This is a genomic window from Lelliottia sp. 7254-16 (genome assembly GCF_002922995.1).
Taxonomy (GTDB): Bacteria; Pseudomonadota; Gammaproteobacteria; order Enterobacterales; family Enterobacteriaceae; genus Enterobacter; species Enterobacter jeotgali.
The window spans coordinates 216,910-233,091 of record NZ_PQVS01000006.1 but is presented as its reverse complement, the minus strand read 5'-3'; the positions used below and the strand labels follow the sequence as shown (position 1 = coordinate 233,091).

The following is a 16,182-nucleotide window of genomic DNA, read 5'->3' as shown; positions in this document are numbered from 1 at the left end:
GTAGCGGGCGAAATGCCGTAGTGACGGCAAAGAGAACGGATGTTCGCCCCGTCTTGCGAGGCGAACAGAACAAACTCGGTACGTAATGACATGGTATCTCTCGCATCCCAGGGCATAAGCGACTCCAAAAACGGGTTCGTATGCCTTAGTTGTAAGTGTCTACCATGTCCCCGAACAAGTGTTCATGATGTCCCCGGACCGTACAGGGAGAGGGTTAGGGTGAGGGCATCAGGTCGCACAATCTCACCCTCCCAACCCTAAACCGCACAAACCACCACGCGACAAATCCCCAACATTCACATTCATCCGTTATGATGGTTTCTGAAAAAATAATCACTTAACTCACAGTTCTCGAATCTCATGACGAAAAACTCTCAAGGGCTTAGCCCGGCACTTATTCTGCTCATGTCGGTGGCAACCGGCCTGGCGGTGGCAAGTAACTACTATGCACAACCGTTGCTCGACACCATCGCTCGGGCCTTTTCACTCTCGGCCAGTTCCGCTGGTTTCATCGTAACCGCCGCCCAGTTGGGCTATGCCGCCGGTCTGCTGTTCCTGGTGCCATTAGGCGATATGTTCGAACGCCGCAGGCTGATCGTCATCATGACGCTGCTGGCCGCCGGTGGTATGTTGATCACCGCTTCCAGCCAGTCTCTGGGAATGATGATTCTCGGCACGGCACTCACCGGATTGTTCTCGGTAGTGGCGCAGATCCTCGTCCCTCTGGCCGCCACGCTCGCGGCCCCGGAAAAACGCGGCAAAGTGGTGGGCACCATCATGAGCGGCCTGCTGCTGGGGATTTTACTGGCACGAACCGTGGCCGGACTGCTGGCCAGCCTCGGCGGCTGGCGCACCGTTTACTGGGTCGCCAGCGTATTAATGGTGGTGATGGCGTTTGCCCTGTGGCGCGGCCTGCCAAAAGTGAAGCAAGAAAACCATCTTAACTATCCTCAGCTTCTCGGCTCAGTTTTTAGCCTGTTCACGCAGGATAAACTCCTGCGTACTCGCGCCCTGCTGGGGTGTTTCACCTTTGCCAACTTCAGCATTTTGTGGACCTCGATGGCCTTTCTGCTGGCGTCGCCGCCGTTCAACTATTCCGAAGGGGTCATTGGCCTGTTTGGTCTGGCAGGTGCGGCCGGTGCGCTGGGCGCGCGTCCTGCCGGTGGTCTGGCGGATAAAGGCAAATCGCATCTGACAACTTCCGCCGGATTGGTTCTACTACTGCTTTCGTGGGCGGCTATCTGGTACGGGCATATCTCCGTGCTGTCGCTGATTGTCGGGATTCTGGTCCTCGACTTGACGGTTCAGGGCGTGCATATCACCAATCAGACCGTTATCTATCGCGTGAAACCCGAGGCGCGAAACCGCCTGACCGCAGGTTACATGACCAGCTACTTTATTGGCGGTGCGGCGGGTTCGCTGATCTCTGCATCGGCGTGGCAGCACGCGGGCTGGACCGGTGTGTGTGTGGTCGGTACGGTCGTCGCCGCCATTAACCTGCTGATCTGGTGGCGCGGATATCACCTTCAGGAAGCGATTCAGTAAGCTTTACATGATGATGGAGCTTCTTAGGGTGTTAAGGAGCTCCGCACTCTGTTAAGGTGAGCGTAATTATTTATCCCAGAAATTTTACTGTGGGTGACATATTAGATTACCGCATGAATAGTTCAGACCTGGTGGCTGCTCACGCCCCACTCAAATCGCCTACATTTTCGTCCTGTTTGAAACTTCATGCTGTTTCCTCCCGCCCGACCCCGTCTTTCATGGGCGTTAGCCCTCTCGTTTCTGTGCTCACCGGGTCACGGATTCACCCGGCACTTTCTGACAGTGATATCAGCTTGGCGGATATAACCGCACAAATAATTCATTTACATTATTTGTCACTGTCGTTACTATATCGACTGTAATTAATGAGGTCATACCCAAATGGATAGTTCGTTTACGCCCATTGAACAAATGCTTAAATTTCGCGCCAGTCGTTACGAGGACTTCCCGTATCAGGAAATCCTGTTAACCCGTCTGTGCATGCACATGCAGGGTAAGCTGCTGGATAACCGCAATAAAATGCTGAAAGCTCAAGGGATTAACGAGACGTTGTTTATGGCGTTGATTACGCTGGAGTCTCAGGAGGATCACAGCATTCAGCCTTCTGAATTGAGCTGCGCCCTGGGTTCATCCCGTACCAACGCGACCCGTATCGCCGATGAGCTGGAAAAACGCGGCTGGATTGAGCGCCGTGAAAGCGACAACGACCGTCGTTGCCTGCATCTGCAACTGACCGATAAAGGTCATGAATTCCTGCGTGGGGTGCTGCCACCTCAGCACAACTGTCTGCATCAGCTTTGGTCTGCCCTGAGTACGACCGAACGCGATCAGTTAGAGCACATCACTCGCAAGCTTCTCACCCGTCTGGATCAGATGGATGAAGATGGCGTCATTCTTGAGGCGCTGAGCTAACGCGACGACACGCTCAACCATCCAGATTAAAAAAGATAACGGACAGGCCAGCACGTAATACTGCTGGCCTTTCTGACAACAGGTCGGCTCAGCCGATGTGAAAATAAGAAGATCGTGGAGAACTACAATGAGCGCAAATGCGGAGAACACTCCCCCGCAGCAACCGGTCAACACTAAGAAAGGCAAACGTAAAAGCGCCCTTCTGCTGCTGACTTTGCTCTTTATTATTATTGCCGTGGCATATGGGATTTATTGGTTTTTAGTACTGCGTCATATTGAAGAAACCGATGACGCATACGTGGCAGGGAACCAGGTTCAGATTATGGCGCAAGTGTCGGGCAGCGTGACGAAAGTCTGGGCTGACAATACCGACTTTGTGCAAAAAGGGGATGTGCTGGTCACGCTTGATCCGACCGATGCGCAGCAGGCGTTTGAAAAAGCACAGACTGAGCTGGCCTCAAGCGTGCGTCAAACCCGCCAGTCGATGATCAACAGCAAGCAGTTGCAGGCGAGCATCGATGTGCAGAAAACCGCTCTGGCGCAGGCGCAAAGCGACCTTAACCGTCGTGTGCCGCTCGGCACCGCCAATCTGATTGGCCGTGAAGAATTGCAACACGCGCGTGACGCCGTGGCCAGCGCGCAAGCGCAGCTCGACGTGGCGATTCAACAGTACAACGCGAACCAGGCGATGATTCTGGGTACCAATCTGGAAGATCAGCCTGCCGTCAAACAAGCGGCAACCGAAGTCCGTAACGCATGGCTTGCCCTGCAACGTACTAAGATTGTTAGCCCGATGACCGGCTATGTTTCTCGTCGCTCCGTGCAGCCTGGCGCGCAAATTAGCCAGACTACACCGCTGATGGCAGTGGTACCGGCTAACAATCTGTGGGTGGATGCGAACTTCAAAGAGACGCAGCTGGCCCACATGCGTATCGGCCAGACCGCGACCATCGTCAGTGATATTTACGGTGACGACGTGAAGTACACCGGTAAAGTGGTCGGCCTGGATATGGGTACCGGCAGCGCGTTCTCCCTCCTGCCAGCGCAGAACGCCACCGGCAACTGGATCAAAGTGGTTCAGCGTCTTCCTGTGCGTATCGAACTGGACGGCAAACAGCTGACGGATCACCCACTGCGCATCGGTTTATCGACGCTGGTGACCGTGGACACTGCCGATCGTGAAGGCCAGATGCTGGCGAATCAGGTTCGTACCCACCCGGCTTATGAAAGTAATGCCCGTGAAATCAACCTTGATCCGGTCAATAAGCTGATTGACGACATCGTGAAAGCGAACGCCGGTTAATTCGAAGGTGAGCGGTATGCAACAGCAAAAACCGCTGGAGGGAGCGCAACTGGTCATTATGACCATTGCGTTGTCGCTGGCGACATTCATGCAGGTGCTGGACTCCACCATCGCAAACGTGGCGATCCCCACCATCGCCGGTAACCTTGGCTCATCGCTGAGCCAGGGGACATGGGTAATCACCTCGTTCGGGGTTGCGAATGCGATCTCGATTCCGATTACCGGCTGGCTGGCAAAACGCGTCGGGGAAGTTCGACTGTTCATGTGGTCGACGGTGTTGTTCGTCATCGCCTCCTGGGCGTGCGGCATGTCCAACAGCCTGACGATGCTGATCTTCTTCCGCGTGATTCAGGGGATTGTTGCCGGGCCACTCATCCCACTGTCGCAGAGCTTGCTTCTGAACAACTATCCGCCAGCCAAGCGTTCTATCGCCCTGGCGCTATGGTCGATGACGGTGATCGTTGCGCCGATTTGCGGGCCGATTCTCGGCGGGTATATCAGCGATAACTACCACTGGGGCTGGATATTCTTCATCAACGTGCCCATCGGTGCGTTAGTGGTACTGATGACGCTGCAATCGCTGCGCGGTCGGGAAACCAAAACCGAACAACGCCGTATCGACGGCGTGGGACTGGCGCTGCTGGTGCTGGGTATCGGTAGTCTGCAGATCATGCTGGACCGAGGTAAAGAACTGGACTGGTTTGCCTCGCAGGAGATCATCGTCCTGACCGTTGTCGCGGTGGTCGCGATCAGCTTCCTGATTGTCTGGGAGCTGACAGACGATAACCCGATAGTCGATTTGTCGCTGTTTAAGTCGCGAAACTTCACCATCGGCTGCCTGTGTATCAGTCTCGCCTATATGCTCTATTTCGGCGCGATTGTTCTGCTGCCGCAGCTGTTGCAGGAGGTATACGGCTACACAGCAACCTGGGCGGGCCTGGCGTCTGCGCCAGTCGGTCTGATTCCGGTGTTGCTGTCACCGATTATTGGTCGCTTTGCCCATAAACTCGATATGCGACGGCTGGTCACATTCAGCTTTATCATGTATGCAGTGTGCTTCTACTGGCGTGCGTATACGTTCGAACCGGGGATGGACTTTGGCGCGTCCGCGTGGCCACAGTTTATTCAGGGCTTTGCCGTGGCGTGCTTCTTTATGCCACTGACCACCATCACGCTGTCGGGCTTACCGCCTGAACGCATGGCGGCGGCGTCGAGCTTATCGAACTTTACCCGAACGCTGGCAGGCTCAATCGGGACGTCCATTACGACGACGCTGTGGACCAACCGTGAGTCGTTACACCATGCGCAGTTGACCGAATCGGTGAATGCCTTCAACCCGAACGCCCAGCAGATGTATTCCCAGCTCGAAGGCATGGGGATGACAGAGCAGCAGGCATCGGGCTGGATTGCCCAGCAGATCACCAATCAGGGTCTGATTATCTCCGCCAACGAGATTTTCTGGATTTCAGCAGGAATATTTATCCTGTTGCTTGGTTTGATATGGTTTGCCAAACCGCCATTCGGCGCGGGCGGCGGTGGCGGTGGTGCCCACTAACGATTGGGAAAGTTGTCCATTTCTCTACAGCTTATGTCAGTTCTGATAAAGCAGCGCTCCTGAAATCGCTTCACGATAGTGAAAAGACAACAGGAGCGCATCATGCTGAAACACCCTTCCCAAAAATACGCACCCTTTACGCCTCTCCCCCTGCCCGACCGTCGCTGGCCGGATCAACGTATCACCCAGGCTCCACGCTGGCTTTCCACCGATCTGCGCGATGGCAATCAGGCGCTGGCTGAACCGATGGACAGTGCGCGCAAATTGCAGTTCTGGGATTTACTCCTCGGCTGTGGTTTTAAAGAGATTGAAGTCGCCTTCCCGTCTGCCTCGCAGACCGATTTCAATTTTGTTCGCCAGCTCATTGAAGAGAATCGCATTCCTGATGACGTCACTATTCAGGTGCTGACTCAGGCGCGGGAAGATTTAATCCTGCGTACTTTTGAGTCCTTGCGCGGGGCAAAACAGGCAACCGTTCATCTCTACAACGCCACCGCGCCGCTGTTCAGACGCCTGGTGTTTGGCATGGATAAAGCCCAAATTATCGAGCTGGCCGTTCGTTCAACGCGCCAAATACGCAGGCTGTGCGAGGAAAATCCTGATACACGCTGGCAATACGAATACTCCCCGGAAACCTTCTGTTTTACCGAAGCGGAATTTGCCCTTGAGATTTGCGAAGCGGTCGCTGACATCTGGCAGCCGTGCGCGGAAAGGCCGATGATCCTTAACTTACCTGCCACCGTTGAAGTCAGCACGCCAAACGTCTACGCCGATCAAATTGAGTATTTTTGCCGCCACTTTAGTCGCCGTCGTGACGTCTGCATTAGCGTTCACCCGCACAACGATCGCGGCACAGGTGTGGCCAGTGCAGAACTGGCGGTGATGGCAGGTGCAGACCGCGTGGAAGGTTGCCTGTTCGGTAACGGTGAGCGCACCGGGAATGTCTGTCTGGTGACGCTGGCAATGAATTTGTACAGCCAGGGCGTGAGTCCTGATCTGGATTTCAGCAACATGACGCAGGTTGTCGAAGTGGTGGAGAGCTGCAATCAGCTGCCCGTTCATCCCCGCCACCCGTGGGCAGGACGTCTGGCGTATACCGCTTTTTCTGGATCTCATCAGGATGCCATTAAGAAAGGCTTTGATACGCGTAAACCAGATGAACGCTGGGAGATGCCCTATCTGCCCGTCGATCCGCAGGATATCGGCTGTTCCTACGAAGCGGTTATCCGGGTAAACAGCCAGTCGGGAAAAAGTGGCAGCGCATGGATTATCGAGCAAAATCACGGACTCAAACTCCCCCGCGCCTTGCAGCAGGATTTTAGCCAGCACGTGCAGCAGGAGACCGATAGTCACGGCAAAGAGATGACGCAAAATGCCCTTTGGCAGCTTTTTCGGGCACGTTACGGCCTTGTGGCGACACCGCGTTTTGCGCTGCAAAGCTACCGAAGCGAAAGTCAGCAGGACGGACAATTACGCTTAACGGCCATTGTCGCCGTCGATGGCGGTACGCGCCAGCTTGTGGGTCAGGGGAATGGTCTGTTATCGGCAGCCGCCAACGGAATGAGTCGCTGGGTAACCACGCCGTTTGTGATTAAGGATTATCATGAACATTCGCTCGGAGAGCGCAGCGATAGCCGGTCAGTGGCGTACATTCGCTGTCTGTTCCCGGACGGCAGCAGCCGCTGGGGAGTCGGCATTGATAACGACGTGGCGCGCGCCTCGCTTCAGGCACTGCTGAACGCAGTCGGCTAGTAATCTTTGAAATAGTCGCTGGGTGAAACGCCCATCACCCGGCGAAACATTGCGCTAAAAGCGCTGTGGCTGCCGTATCCCAGATCGAGAGCCACACGCAGTACCGGCTGGCCCTGCGCCAGACGAATCAGCGCCTCCAGCAAACGCGCCCGTCGCGTCCATTCCCCGTAGCTCAGCCCGGTTTGCTGCTGAAAGTGGCGGTTAAGGGTGCGTTCACTCATGCTGGTAAGGTTGGCGGCTTCTGCGCTGCTCCAGTGATGTTCCGGAGCGCTGCGGATTTGCTGACACAATTTGCGCAGTACGTCCGTATCCGGTTCAGGCAAACAGAACGGCAGCACCGGCATGGCCCGGATTTCATCAAGGATCAGTTCATAGATCCGCTCATCGCGACTGCCGGGAGCATAAGATTCAGGAAGATCGAGTGCGCTGACGATCAGCTCGCGCAATAAGGATGAGATCTGCACAATCTGGCACGACGCAGGGAGATCGGCACGCGCCAGAGGATCGATAAACAGCGTTCGCGCTGCCACCTTCCCGGTAATGCGTATCGCGTGCTGCGTCCCGGCGGGCAGCCATACGCCGCGTCCGGGCGGAACCACCCAGCATCCAGCCGCCGTATCAACGCGCACCACGCCGCTCAGGCTGTGCAACAGCTGGGCACAGTCGTGCTGGTGCCACGGCTCGCTATCGCCATTTTTATAATCATGGGCGAAGGGAACCAGGGGGCGATGGGCAAAGGAGAAGGTTAACGTTGTGGTCATTGTGTTTCGCCGAATGGCGGGTTCGGGGCAGTGATTGTGCCGGGTGGCGTCTGCGCCTTACCCGGCCTACGCTTCGAGCCGTTGTAGGCCCGGTATGCGCAGCGCCACCGGGCTTCCACTGACATCATGCTAGATGTGCAGTTCCTGCAGGGTTTCTTTCGGCAGGGCCAGCTCTTCATTGCTGTTCACGCGGACATCACGCTCAATAATGTGACGCGCGATTTCCTGCGCTTCTTCCAGAGAGTGCATCTGATACGTGCCGCACTGGTAGACGTTCAGCTCAGGGATCTGGTTCTGCTCTTTCACTTTCAGTACGTCGGCCATTGCCGCTTTCCAGGCATCCGCCACGCGCGTTTCATCTGGCTGACCAATCAGGCTCATGTAGAAACCGGTACGGCAGCCCATTGGGGAGATATCGATGATTTCCACGCCGTTACCGTTCAGATGATCGCGCATGAAACCGGCGAACAGGTGCTCCAGGGTGTGAATGCCTTTTTCCGGCATCACTTCTTTGTTCGGCACGCAGAAACGCAGGTCGAATACGGTGATTGTGTCGCCGTGCGGGGTATGCATGGTCTTCGCAACACGGACAGCAGGTGCTTCCATACGGGTGTGGTCGACTGTGAAGCTATCTAATAACGGCATACGTCACCTCCGATAGTGATTATTTTTAAAATAAAATGAACTCTTTGTTTCCCTGCGCGTCTGAGTATATGAAAGACGCGCATTTGTTATCATCATCCCTGATTTCAGAGATGTATATTTTGGCCACAGCGATGTGGCCTTTTTCTTTTCTGTCAGGCGTTCTTCGCCAGAAACTCATCAAACGACTCGGTATCCGCAGCTTCCACTTCACGCTGACGCACCACCGATGCCTCGCGCTCTGCCACGAAATCCTCTTCGCTTAAAACCTCCAGCGGCTCCTGCGACAGCATGTCGCGATACTGCGCGGCAAGCGAACGGCCGGTTCCACCGATACCTTGATCAATCATAGAACGCAGAATGCGCGCTGAGAACGTCAGTTCTGGGTTATCAAACGATTCGACCAGCTGATCGCACACCTTCTGATAGTCCTCGCCGCCGTACACGCTGTCCATTGTCTGCGCCACACGTTTGAGATCGCGGAACAGATCTTTGCCGACTTTCGCCAGCGGGAACTGCGCCGTTTCGCAACCAATACCCAGCGTCAGGCCAGGCTTGCGCCCTTCCAGAATCACACGATTCCAGTTGGTGCGCGTACAGAGCAGTTCGTCAGAACTCATCTCAGGCGCATCCGCCAGCACACACCAGACCATAAACAAGTCCAGGAAACGCACCTGCTGCTCGTCGACGCCGATTGGCGAGAACGGGTTGATATCCAGCGAACGCACTTCAATGTACTCAATGCCGCCGCGCTCCAGCGCATCCGATGGAGCTTCACCGCTGCGCGTCACGCGTTTCGGGCGAATCGGCGCATACAGCTCATTTTCAATCTGCAACACGTTACTGTTGATCTGCAGGCGCTTACCGTCTTTTTCGAGGCCGATTTTCTCGTACTCTTCTGACGGCGTTTTGATCGCTCGCTTCAAGCCTGCCACATATTCGTGCAATTCGTTAAACGTAATTCCGAGATTACTTTGCGACTTATTGGTATAACCGAGATCGCTCAGGCGCAGAGAGGTGGCGTACGGCAGGTAATACATGCCGCAATCGGTCTTCTCAAACGGCAGCGTGGTCGGTTTGCCCTGCAGGAACGAGGAGCAAATCGCAGGCGAAGCACCAAACAGGTACGGGATCACCCAGCCAAAACGGTAGTAGTTGCGGATCAGACGGAAATACCCCGCCGAGATCGACTCTTTATCCGTTTCGCCGCACTTCGCCTGCCAGAACGCCATCGGCAGCGAGAAGTTGTAGTGCACGCCGGAGATGGTCTGCATCAGCGCGCCGTAGCGGTTTTTCAGCCCTTCGCGATAAAGCGTTTTCAGGCGACCAATATTCGAGGTGCCGTATTGCGCCAACTCGATATCCTGCCCCTGCTCGATGTAGCAAGGCATGCTCAGCGGCCACATCCGCTCATCGCCCAGCTGGCGGGCGGTAAAGCGGTGAACGTCGCGCATCAGCTTCAGCATGTGGTCAATATCGCCATCGACGGGCGTAATGAACTCCAGCAACGCTTCGGCGAAATCGGTTGTGATCCATTTATGTGTCAGCGCAGAGCCTAACGCTTCAGGATGGCCTGTTGTTGCCAGGCTGCCATCTTCGTTTACGCGCAGCGTTTCGCGCTCAAGCCCACGCTGAATCCCCTTCAGAGCCTGAGGATGTTTTTCCAGCCAGGCCAGCGCCTGTGATACGTCCGGGATCAAATTGACCTCCCGCCTGTCAAAATAAGAGTTATCCAGCATAAATTGTAATGGTTGACGATTGAAGGTCGCTTTTTCATTCCACCAATTAGTGCCACCACGTCATGCCCTGTAGGGTTGCAAGTGCCACGAGGACATAGCGCAACGCCTTGCCAAGGCATAAAAAAAAGAGCACCGGCCCCCAGGAGATGCGCATCCATCCCGCCAGCAGACACAGCAAATCGCCTATAACAGGCATCCAGCTTAATAAAAGCGTCGCAGCGCCATAGCGTTTAAGCCAGCCCGCTGCTTTTTCCTGCCAGCGTGATGTTTTACGCAGCGGAAAGAAACGCCCAAGAATAACGTTAGTCAGCCCTCCAAGGCTATTACCCATTGTTGCTATTACTACCAACAACCAGGGCTGACTGACACCAGACAACAGCATCGCGACCAGCACAACTTCCGAATTACCCGGTAAAAGTGTGGCACTTAAAAAACTGCTGGCAAATAAAGACGCAAGTGACAGCAGGTCACTCACAGCAGGCGAACATCCACAGCGTCCATTCCGGCTGCATGTGCGGCCTGAATGCCGAAATCTGCATCTTCAAAAACGACGCACTTGTTCGCCGGGACGCCCATCAGTTCCGCACAAAGCAGAAAGGTGTCCGGAGCCGGTTTATGTTTTTGAACATGATCGGCGGCGACAACCGCAGAGAAATAGTGGCGTAGACCCAAATGATTTAGCAACGCTTCTGCTACTGCGCTTTCACTGCCTGTGCCCACTGACATCGGACGACGACCGTGCCACTCTTTGACCACCTCAATCAGCGGTAAAGGGTTTACGGTGTCTAACAGCATCGCTTTGACAGCGTCGGTTTTTTCACGGGCAAGCAAATGGGGATCGAGATCAGCGTGGTTCAGTTCAATCACTGCCTGAGCGATTCGCCAGGTGGGTGAGCCATTCAGCGCGACCATCGCCTGTAGGTCGAACGTCATACCATAACGCCCAAGAACGTCATTCCAGGCTTTACGATGTGTGGGTTCGGTATCCAGGATGGTGCCATCCATGTCGAAGATCAGACCGTCATACTGTGCGTACATCGTGCTCTCGCCAAACGATTAACAAGATATTACTTTATCGTAAACGAGGATTTTTGTCGCTGATTCTGGTTGTAATACAAAGAGGATGATGGGTAATTGAACTATGGGGGGAATACTAAGAAGAAATGGTGCATCCGGGAGGATTCGAACCTCCGACCGCTCGGTTCGTAGCCGAGTACTCTATCCAGCTGAGCTACGGATGCATCAAGGGGTACTGCTGATTCAATGTCGCTCAACAAGCCGCAACACTGAGAATATGGTGCATCCGGGAGGATTCGAACCTCCGACCGCTCGGTTCGTAGCCGAGTACTCTATCCAGCTGAGCTACGGATGCATCGGGATTTACTATTTACTGCTTGATACGTCATATCACTTCGAAAGCAATACGAGGTAATAGATGGTGCATCCGGGAGGATTACTCGGCTGCGCCTCGCCCTACGGGCCGTTGCTGAAGCAACGTTATCCTCCCTGGTGCTCGCGATTATCTCGCAGACCTTGAAACAACAGTATTACTGTTATCTCGGAGAAGATGGTGCATCCGGGAGGATTCGAACCTCCGACCGCTCGGTTCGTAGCCGAGTACTCTATCCAGCTGAGCTACGGATGCATCAGGGGGTACTGCTTTTACTGCTGATTCAATGTCACTCAACAAGCCGCAACACTGAGAATGATGGTGCATCCGGGAGGATTCGAACCTCCGACCGCTCGGTTCGTAGCCGAGTACTCTATCCAGCTGAGCTACGGATGCAAAATGGCGGTGAGGCGGGGATTCGAACCCCGGATGCAGCTTTTGACCGCATACTCCCTTAGCAGGGGAGCGCCTTCAGCCTCTCGGCCACCTCACCACACAACGCCTCTTTCGAGTGCTTCGAGTTACTCGTTAAGAGCTTCTCGTCGCTGCGTGGCGCATATATTACTTTCTGGGACTTATAAGTCAAACAATTTTCCACAACCTTTTTTCGTTTGCACAAATCACACTCAATTCGCATGTAAAAGCTGCAAAGAGGGTGTTTTATAAACGGATTTTGCAGCCATCCGCACAGAAATCCTCAGGGAAAATTGCGGAGTTTGGGCGAGATAAGGTTTAGAGAGTGACAAAAAACAGAAGGAATGAAATCGAACGGTAACTTTATGCAGGAAGAATAGCGAGAGGGTTGCGTCTCGCCGGGCGGCGAGACGCGATAATATCAGTAACTGGACTGCTGGGATTTTTCAGCCTGGATACGCTGGTAGATCTCTTCACGATGGACAGAGACTTCTTTAGGGGCGTTCACACCAATACGTACCTGGTTACCCTTCACCCCTAAAACTGTCACGGTGACCTCATCCCCAATCATGAGGGTCTCACCAACTCGACGAGTCAGAATCAGCATTCTTTGCTCCTTGAAAGATTAAAAGAGTCGGGTCTCTTGTATCCCGGCATTATCCATCATATAACGCCAAAAAGTAAGCGATGACAAACACGTAATGTGTAAGCAGTCACGGCATCACATTCTGTTAAACGTAAGTTTAGCCGATATACACAAACTCAACCTGACTTTATCGTTAGCGATAGCGTAGTGAAAAGTACGCCATAACGTTGAGGTTATGGCGTCTGTTTACGCTTTGTAATTATTACAGTTTAGCGTTTACCCAGCTTTCAACACTAGCTAAAGCGGCTGGAAGTGCTGCCACGTCTGTACCACCGGCTTGCGCCATGTCCGGACGTCCACCACCTTTGCCACCCACCTGCTGGGCGACCATACCAATCAGCTCCCCTGCTTTCACACGGTCAGTCACATCCTTAGAGACGCCCGCAATCAGAGAAACCTTACCTTCAAACGCTGTCGCCAGAACGATAACCGTTGAACCGAGCTGGTTCTTGAGATCATCAACCATGGTACGAAGCATCTTAGGCTCTACCCCTGCCAGTTCGCTGACCAGCAGTTTAACACCTTTAATATCAACCGCTTTGCTGGAGAGGTTTGCACTCTCCTGCACTGCCGCCTGCTCTTTGAGCTGCTGCAGCTCTTTTTCCAGCTGACGAGTACGTTCCAGCGCGCTGCGCACTTTCTCGCCCAGGTTGTGGCTGTCGCCCTTCAACAGCTGAGCAATGTCGTGCAACTGATCGCTTGCAGCGTGCAGGCTGGCAATCGCACCTTCGCCGGTCACAGCTTCAATACGACGCACACCGGCCGCGGTACCTGATTCAGACAGAATACGGAACAGGCCGATATCACCCGTACGCGAGGCGTGAGTACCGCCGCACAGTTCAGTAGAGAAATCACCCATGCTCAACACGCGAACACGTTCGTCGTACTTCTCGCCAAACAGTGCCATCGCACCTTTGGCTTTTGCCGCTTCGAGATCCATGATGTGGGTCTCGATTGGCAGGTTGCGACGAATTTGGGCGTTGACCATGTCTTCAACCGCACGGATTTCGGACGGTTTCATTGCTTCGAAATGGGAGAAGTCAAAGCGCAGCACTTTGTCATTCACCAGAGAACCTTTCTGGGCAACGTGCGTCCCCAGCACATCGCGCAGGGCGGCATGCATCAGGTGCGTTGCGGAGTGGTTCAGACGAATGCGCGCACGGCGAGCTTCATCAACTTCGGCTTTCACGCCCGCGCCGACTTTCAGGGAACCTGAAGCCAGTTTGCCGACATGACCAATAGCCTGGCCGTATTTCTGGGTGTCAGTCACGGTGAAAGCAAAATCGCTGCCTTTCAGCTCGCCTTTATCGCCCACCTGGCCGCCAGATTCCGCGTAGAACGGCGTTTTGTCCAGAACGACAACCGCTTCCTGACCAGCGCTGATGCTGTCTACGGCTTTACCGTCAACAAACAGTGCGGTCACGTTACCGGTCAGTTCCAGATGGTCGTAACCCTGGAATTCAGACGCGCTATCCACGCGGATCATCGCGTTGTAATCTGCGCCAAAACCGCTGGACTCACGCGCACGACGGCGCTGTTCTTCCATTGCAGCTTCAAAGCCCGCTTCGTCGACTTTGATATTGCGCTCGCGGCAAACGTCTGCAGTCAGGTCAACCGGGAAACCGTAAGTGTCATACAGGCGGAAAGCGGTGTCGCCGTCCAGCGTATCGCCGGTCAGTTTGGACAGCTCTTCATCGAGCAGAGCCAGACCGCGCTCAAGAGTACGCGCAAACTGCTCTTCTTCGGTTTTCAGAACCTGCTCGACCAGCGCCTGCTGGCGTTTCAGTTCATCGCCCGCTGCACCCATGACGCCAACCAGTGGCCCCACCAGCTTATAGAAGAAGGTATCTTTCGCGCCCAGCATGTTGCCGTGACGGACAGCACGACGAATGATACGGCGCAGCACGTAGCCACGGTTTTCATTCGAAGGGGTCACGCCGTCAGCAATCAGGAACGCACAAGAGCGAATATGGTCCGCGATAACGCGCAGAGATTTGTTGCTCAGATCGGTTGCACCGGTCACTTCAGCCACGGATTTAATCAGGGTGCTGAACAGATCGATGTCGTAGTTGGAGTTGACGTGCTGCAGAACAGCCGCGATACGCTCCAGACCCATACCGGTATCTACGGACGGCTTAGGCAGCGGCTCCATAGTGCCGTCAATCTGACGGTTGAACTGCATGAAGACGATGTTCCAGATCTCAATGTAGCGATCGCCATCTTCTTCTGCCGTGCCCGGAGGTCCGCCCCAAATGTGGTCACCGTGATCGTAGAAGATCTCGGTACAAGGACCGCAAGGACCTGTGTCGCCCATCTGCCAGAAGTTGTCAGACGCATAAGGCGCGCCTTTGTTGTCGCCGATGCGGATAATGCGCTCACGTGGGATACCGACTTCTTTTTCCCAGATTTCGTAAGCTTCATCATCGGTTTCGTACACAGTAACCCACAGACGCTCTTTCGGCAGGTTGAACCAGTTTTCACCGGTCAGCAATTCCCACGCGAACTGGATAGCATCGTGTTTGAAGTAGTCGCCGAAGCTGAAGTTGCCCAGCATCTCGAAGAAAGTATGGTGACGTGCGGTGTAGCCGACGTTTTCCAGATCGTTGTGTTTACCGCCCGCACGCACGCAACGCTGTGACGTTGTAGCGCGGGAATAATTACGCTTGTCGAGACCAAGGAATACATCCTTGAACTGGTTCATCCCGGCGTTGGTAAACAGAAGAGTCGGGTCATTGTTTGGTACCAGGGAGCTGCTGGCAACAACCTGGTGTCCCTTACTATGGAAAAAGTCGAGAAACGCCTGACGGATCTCAGCGGTGCTCTTGCTCATAATTATCCTGAAATCAAGCTAACGAAATGTCGTCGCCAGCCAGTACCGGTTAATACCTGGACGGACTCGCGACTTGAAAAAGTGGGAATAAGATAAGTTTTCTTGCAAGGGAAGTAAAATCCCGCATGCGGTCAATCAGCAAAATTACGCCATATGTCCTGAATATCTTCCATCAGGAAGCCGCGGTACAACAAAAATCGCTGGATTTTGACTTTTTCCGAAAATTCACGCGGCAAAGGTTCGCCGTATTTCCGAATTGCCTGGTCACGTGCCAGTTCGCACCAGTCAATTTCACATTCCCGCATCGCCTGTTCGGTAGCCTCACGGGCGATGCCTTTTTGGTTTAGCTCCTGGCGAATGCGCGCCGGGCCATAACCTTTGCGGCTACGGCTGGCGATAAAGCGGGTCACAAAACGGCTATCGTCGAGATAGTGATATTCGTAGCACCAGGCCACGACGCGGTCGTAATCTTCCGCCGTTGCGTCAATCGCTTCTGGCCCGTTTTTACCCATCACGGGCGCGGCGAGTTTACGCCGTAGCTCCTGTTCGCTGTGGTCGCGCACCACCAGAATGCGCACCGCGCGATCCAGTAAACGCGCGTAGGCAGGGCGACGCGGGGTATTTTCGCTCATAACAAACCTGCTGTTTTACAAATGCAAAAAGGGCCGCAATCGCAGCCCTTGATTTTAGAAG

General features: G+C 54.3%; 13 protein-coding genes, 5 tRNA genes and 1 pseudogene. 5 read left to right on the top strand and 14 right to left on the bottom strand.

Annotated elements, in window-relative coordinates; genetic code table 11:
* Positions 1 to 128, bottom strand: a pseudogene (locus C3708_RS11200) (IS481 family transposase); the annotation flags it as partial.
* Between the two features lie 232 nt (positions 129 to 360).
* On the opposite strand from C3708_RS11200, the gene C3708_RS11195 reads away from it, so the two are divergent.
* The 5 genes from C3708_RS11195 to leuA all read left to right on the top strand — a co-directional run bounded on the left by C3708_RS11195 (position 361) and on the right by leuA (position 7,067).
* Positions 361 to 1,545: an MFS transporter gene (locus C3708_RS11195; RefSeq protein ID WP_095283024.1), complete on the top strand. Its 1,185-nt coding sequence runs from the start codon at positions 361 to 363 to the stop codon at positions 1,543 to 1,545.
* Between the two features lie 381 nt (positions 1,546 to 1,926).
* The gene (mprA, locus tag C3708_RS11190; protein ID WP_095283025.1) at positions 1,927 to 2,457 is read left to right on the top strand and encodes a transcriptional repressor MprA; all 531 of its coding nucleotides are present in this window, start codon (positions 1,927 to 1,929) and stop codon (positions 2,455 to 2,457) included.
* Between the two features lie 127 nt (positions 2,458 to 2,584).
* Complete coding sequence (gene emrA, locus C3708_RS11185) at positions 2,585 to 3,760, top strand: multidrug efflux MFS transporter periplasmic adaptor subunit EmrA (RefSeq protein WP_095283027.1); 1,176 nt, start codon at positions 2,585 to 2,587, stop codon at positions 3,758 to 3,760.
* A gap of 16 nt (positions 3,761 to 3,776) precedes the next feature.
* Positions 3,777 to 5,315, top strand: coding sequence for a multidrug efflux MFS transporter permease subunit EmrB (gene emrB / locus C3708_RS11180; protein WP_095283028.1), 1,539 nt, complete (start codon positions 3,777 to 3,779; stop codon positions 5,313 to 5,315).
* A 102-nt stretch (positions 5,316 to 5,417) separates the two neighbouring features.
* Positions 5,418 to 7,067 (top strand): 2-isopropylmalate synthase, encoded by a 1,650-nt coding sequence (gene leuA / locus C3708_RS11175; protein ID WP_103949273.1) that lies wholly within the window; start codon positions 5,418 to 5,420, stop codon positions 7,065 to 7,067.
* Here the strand turns inward: leuA and C3708_RS11170 are convergent.
* From C3708_RS11170 to recX, 13 genes are all read right to left on the bottom strand, one after another.
* Positions 7,064 to 7,828, bottom strand: coding sequence for a helix-turn-helix domain-containing protein (locus C3708_RS11170; protein ID WP_103949272.1), 765 nt, complete (start codon positions 7,826 to 7,828; stop codon positions 7,064 to 7,066). The genes leuA and C3708_RS11170 overlap by 4 nt on opposite strands.
* Positions 7,829 to 7,957: 129 nt before the next feature.
* A complete protein-coding gene (gene luxS / locus C3708_RS11165; RefSeq protein ID WP_095283031.1) occupies positions 7,958 to 8,473 on the bottom strand; it encodes an S-ribosylhomocysteine lyase in 516 nt (171 codons plus the stop codon).
* 152 nt (positions 8,474 to 8,625) lie between these two features.
* The gene (gene gshA / locus C3708_RS11160) at positions 8,626 to 10,170 is read right to left on the bottom strand and encodes a glutamate--cysteine ligase (RefSeq protein WP_103949282.1); all 1,545 of its coding nucleotides are present in this window, start codon (positions 10,168 to 10,170) and stop codon (positions 8,626 to 8,628) included.
* A gap of 85 nt (positions 10,171 to 10,255) precedes the next feature.
* Positions 10,256 to 10,684 carry a YqaA family protein gene (locus C3708_RS11155; RefSeq protein ID WP_095283032.1) on the bottom strand — a complete coding sequence of 143 codons (429 nt, stop codon included), beginning with the start codon at positions 10,682 to 10,684 and terminating at the stop codon, positions 10,256 to 10,258.
* Positions 10,681 to 11,247, bottom strand: coding sequence for a fructose-1-phosphate/6-phosphogluconate phosphatase (yqaB, locus tag C3708_RS11150; protein ID WP_095283033.1), 567 nt, complete (start codon positions 11,245 to 11,247; stop codon positions 10,681 to 10,683). Before yqaB ends, C3708_RS11155 begins: the two co-directional genes overlap by 4 nt.
* A 126-nt stretch (positions 11,248 to 11,373) precedes the next feature.
* Positions 11,374 to 11,450: transfer RNA gene (locus tag C3708_RS11145), tRNA-Arg, on the bottom strand.
* 54 nt (positions 11,451 to 11,504) lie between these two features.
* Positions 11,505 to 11,581, bottom strand: a tRNA-Arg gene (locus C3708_RS11140).
* Positions 11,582 to 11,777: 196 nt separating this feature from the next.
* A tRNA-Arg gene (locus C3708_RS11135) sits at positions 11,778 to 11,854 on the bottom strand.
* Between the two features lie 64 nt (positions 11,855 to 11,918).
* Positions 11,919 to 11,995, bottom strand: a tRNA-Arg gene (locus C3708_RS11130).
* 4 nt (positions 11,996 to 11,999) lie between these two features.
* Positions 12,000 to 12,092, bottom strand: a tRNA-Ser gene (locus tag C3708_RS11125).
* A 342-nt stretch (positions 12,093 to 12,434) separates the two neighbouring features.
* Positions 12,435 to 12,620: a carbon storage regulator CsrA gene (csrA, locus tag C3708_RS11120; protein ID WP_000906486.1), complete on the bottom strand. Its 186-nt coding sequence runs from the start codon at positions 12,618 to 12,620 to the stop codon at positions 12,435 to 12,437.
* 241 nt (positions 12,621 to 12,861) lie between these two features.
* Positions 12,862 to 15,489, bottom strand: coding sequence for an alanine--tRNA ligase (alaS, locus tag C3708_RS11115; protein ID WP_103946533.1), 2,628 nt, complete (start codon positions 15,487 to 15,489; stop codon positions 12,862 to 12,864).
* Positions 15,490 to 15,620: 131 nt separating this feature from the next.
* Complete coding sequence (gene recX, locus C3708_RS11110) at positions 15,621 to 16,121, bottom strand: recombination regulator RecX (protein WP_103949271.1); 501 nt, start codon at positions 16,119 to 16,121, stop codon at positions 15,621 to 15,623.
* Positions 16,122 to 16,182 lie beyond the last annotated feature (61 nt).

Coding starts and splice junctions, on each gene's coding strand:
- C3708_RS11195 (WP_095283024.1), top strand. CDS start 361: ATGACGAAAAACTCTCAAGGGCTTAGCCCGGCACTTATTCTGCTCATG.
- mprA (WP_095283025.1), top strand. CDS start 1,927: ATGGATAGTTCGTTTACGCCCATTGAACAAATGCTTAAATTTCGCGCC.
- emrA (WP_095283027.1), top strand. CDS start 2,585: ATGAGCGCAAATGCGGAGAACACTCCCCCGCAGCAACCGGTCAACACT.
- emrB (WP_095283028.1), top strand. CDS start 3,777: ATGCAACAGCAAAAACCGCTGGAGGGAGCGCAACTGGTCATTATGACC.
- leuA (WP_103949273.1), top strand. CDS start 5,418: ATGCTGAAACACCCTTCCCAAAAATACGCACCCTTTACGCCTCTCCCC.
- C3708_RS11170 (WP_103949272.1), bottom strand. CDS start 7,828: ATGACCACAACGTTAACCTTCTCCTTTGCCCATCGCCCCCTGGTTCCC.
- luxS (WP_095283031.1), bottom strand. CDS start 8,473: ATGCCGTTATTAGATAGCTTCACAGTCGACCACACCCGTATGGAAGCA.
- yqaB (WP_095283033.1), bottom strand. CDS start 11,247: ATGTACGCACAGTATGACGGTCTGATCTTCGACATGGATGGCACCATC.
- csrA (WP_000906486.1), bottom strand. CDS start 12,620: ATGCTGATTCTGACTCGTCGAGTTGGTGAGACCCTCATGATTGGGGAT.
- alaS (WP_103946533.1), bottom strand. CDS start 15,489: ATGAGCAAGAGCACCGCTGAGATCCGTCAGGCGTTTCTCGACTTTTTC.
- recX (WP_103949271.1), bottom strand. CDS start 16,121: ATGAGCGAAAATACCCCGCGTCGCCCTGCCTACGCGCGTTTACTGGAT.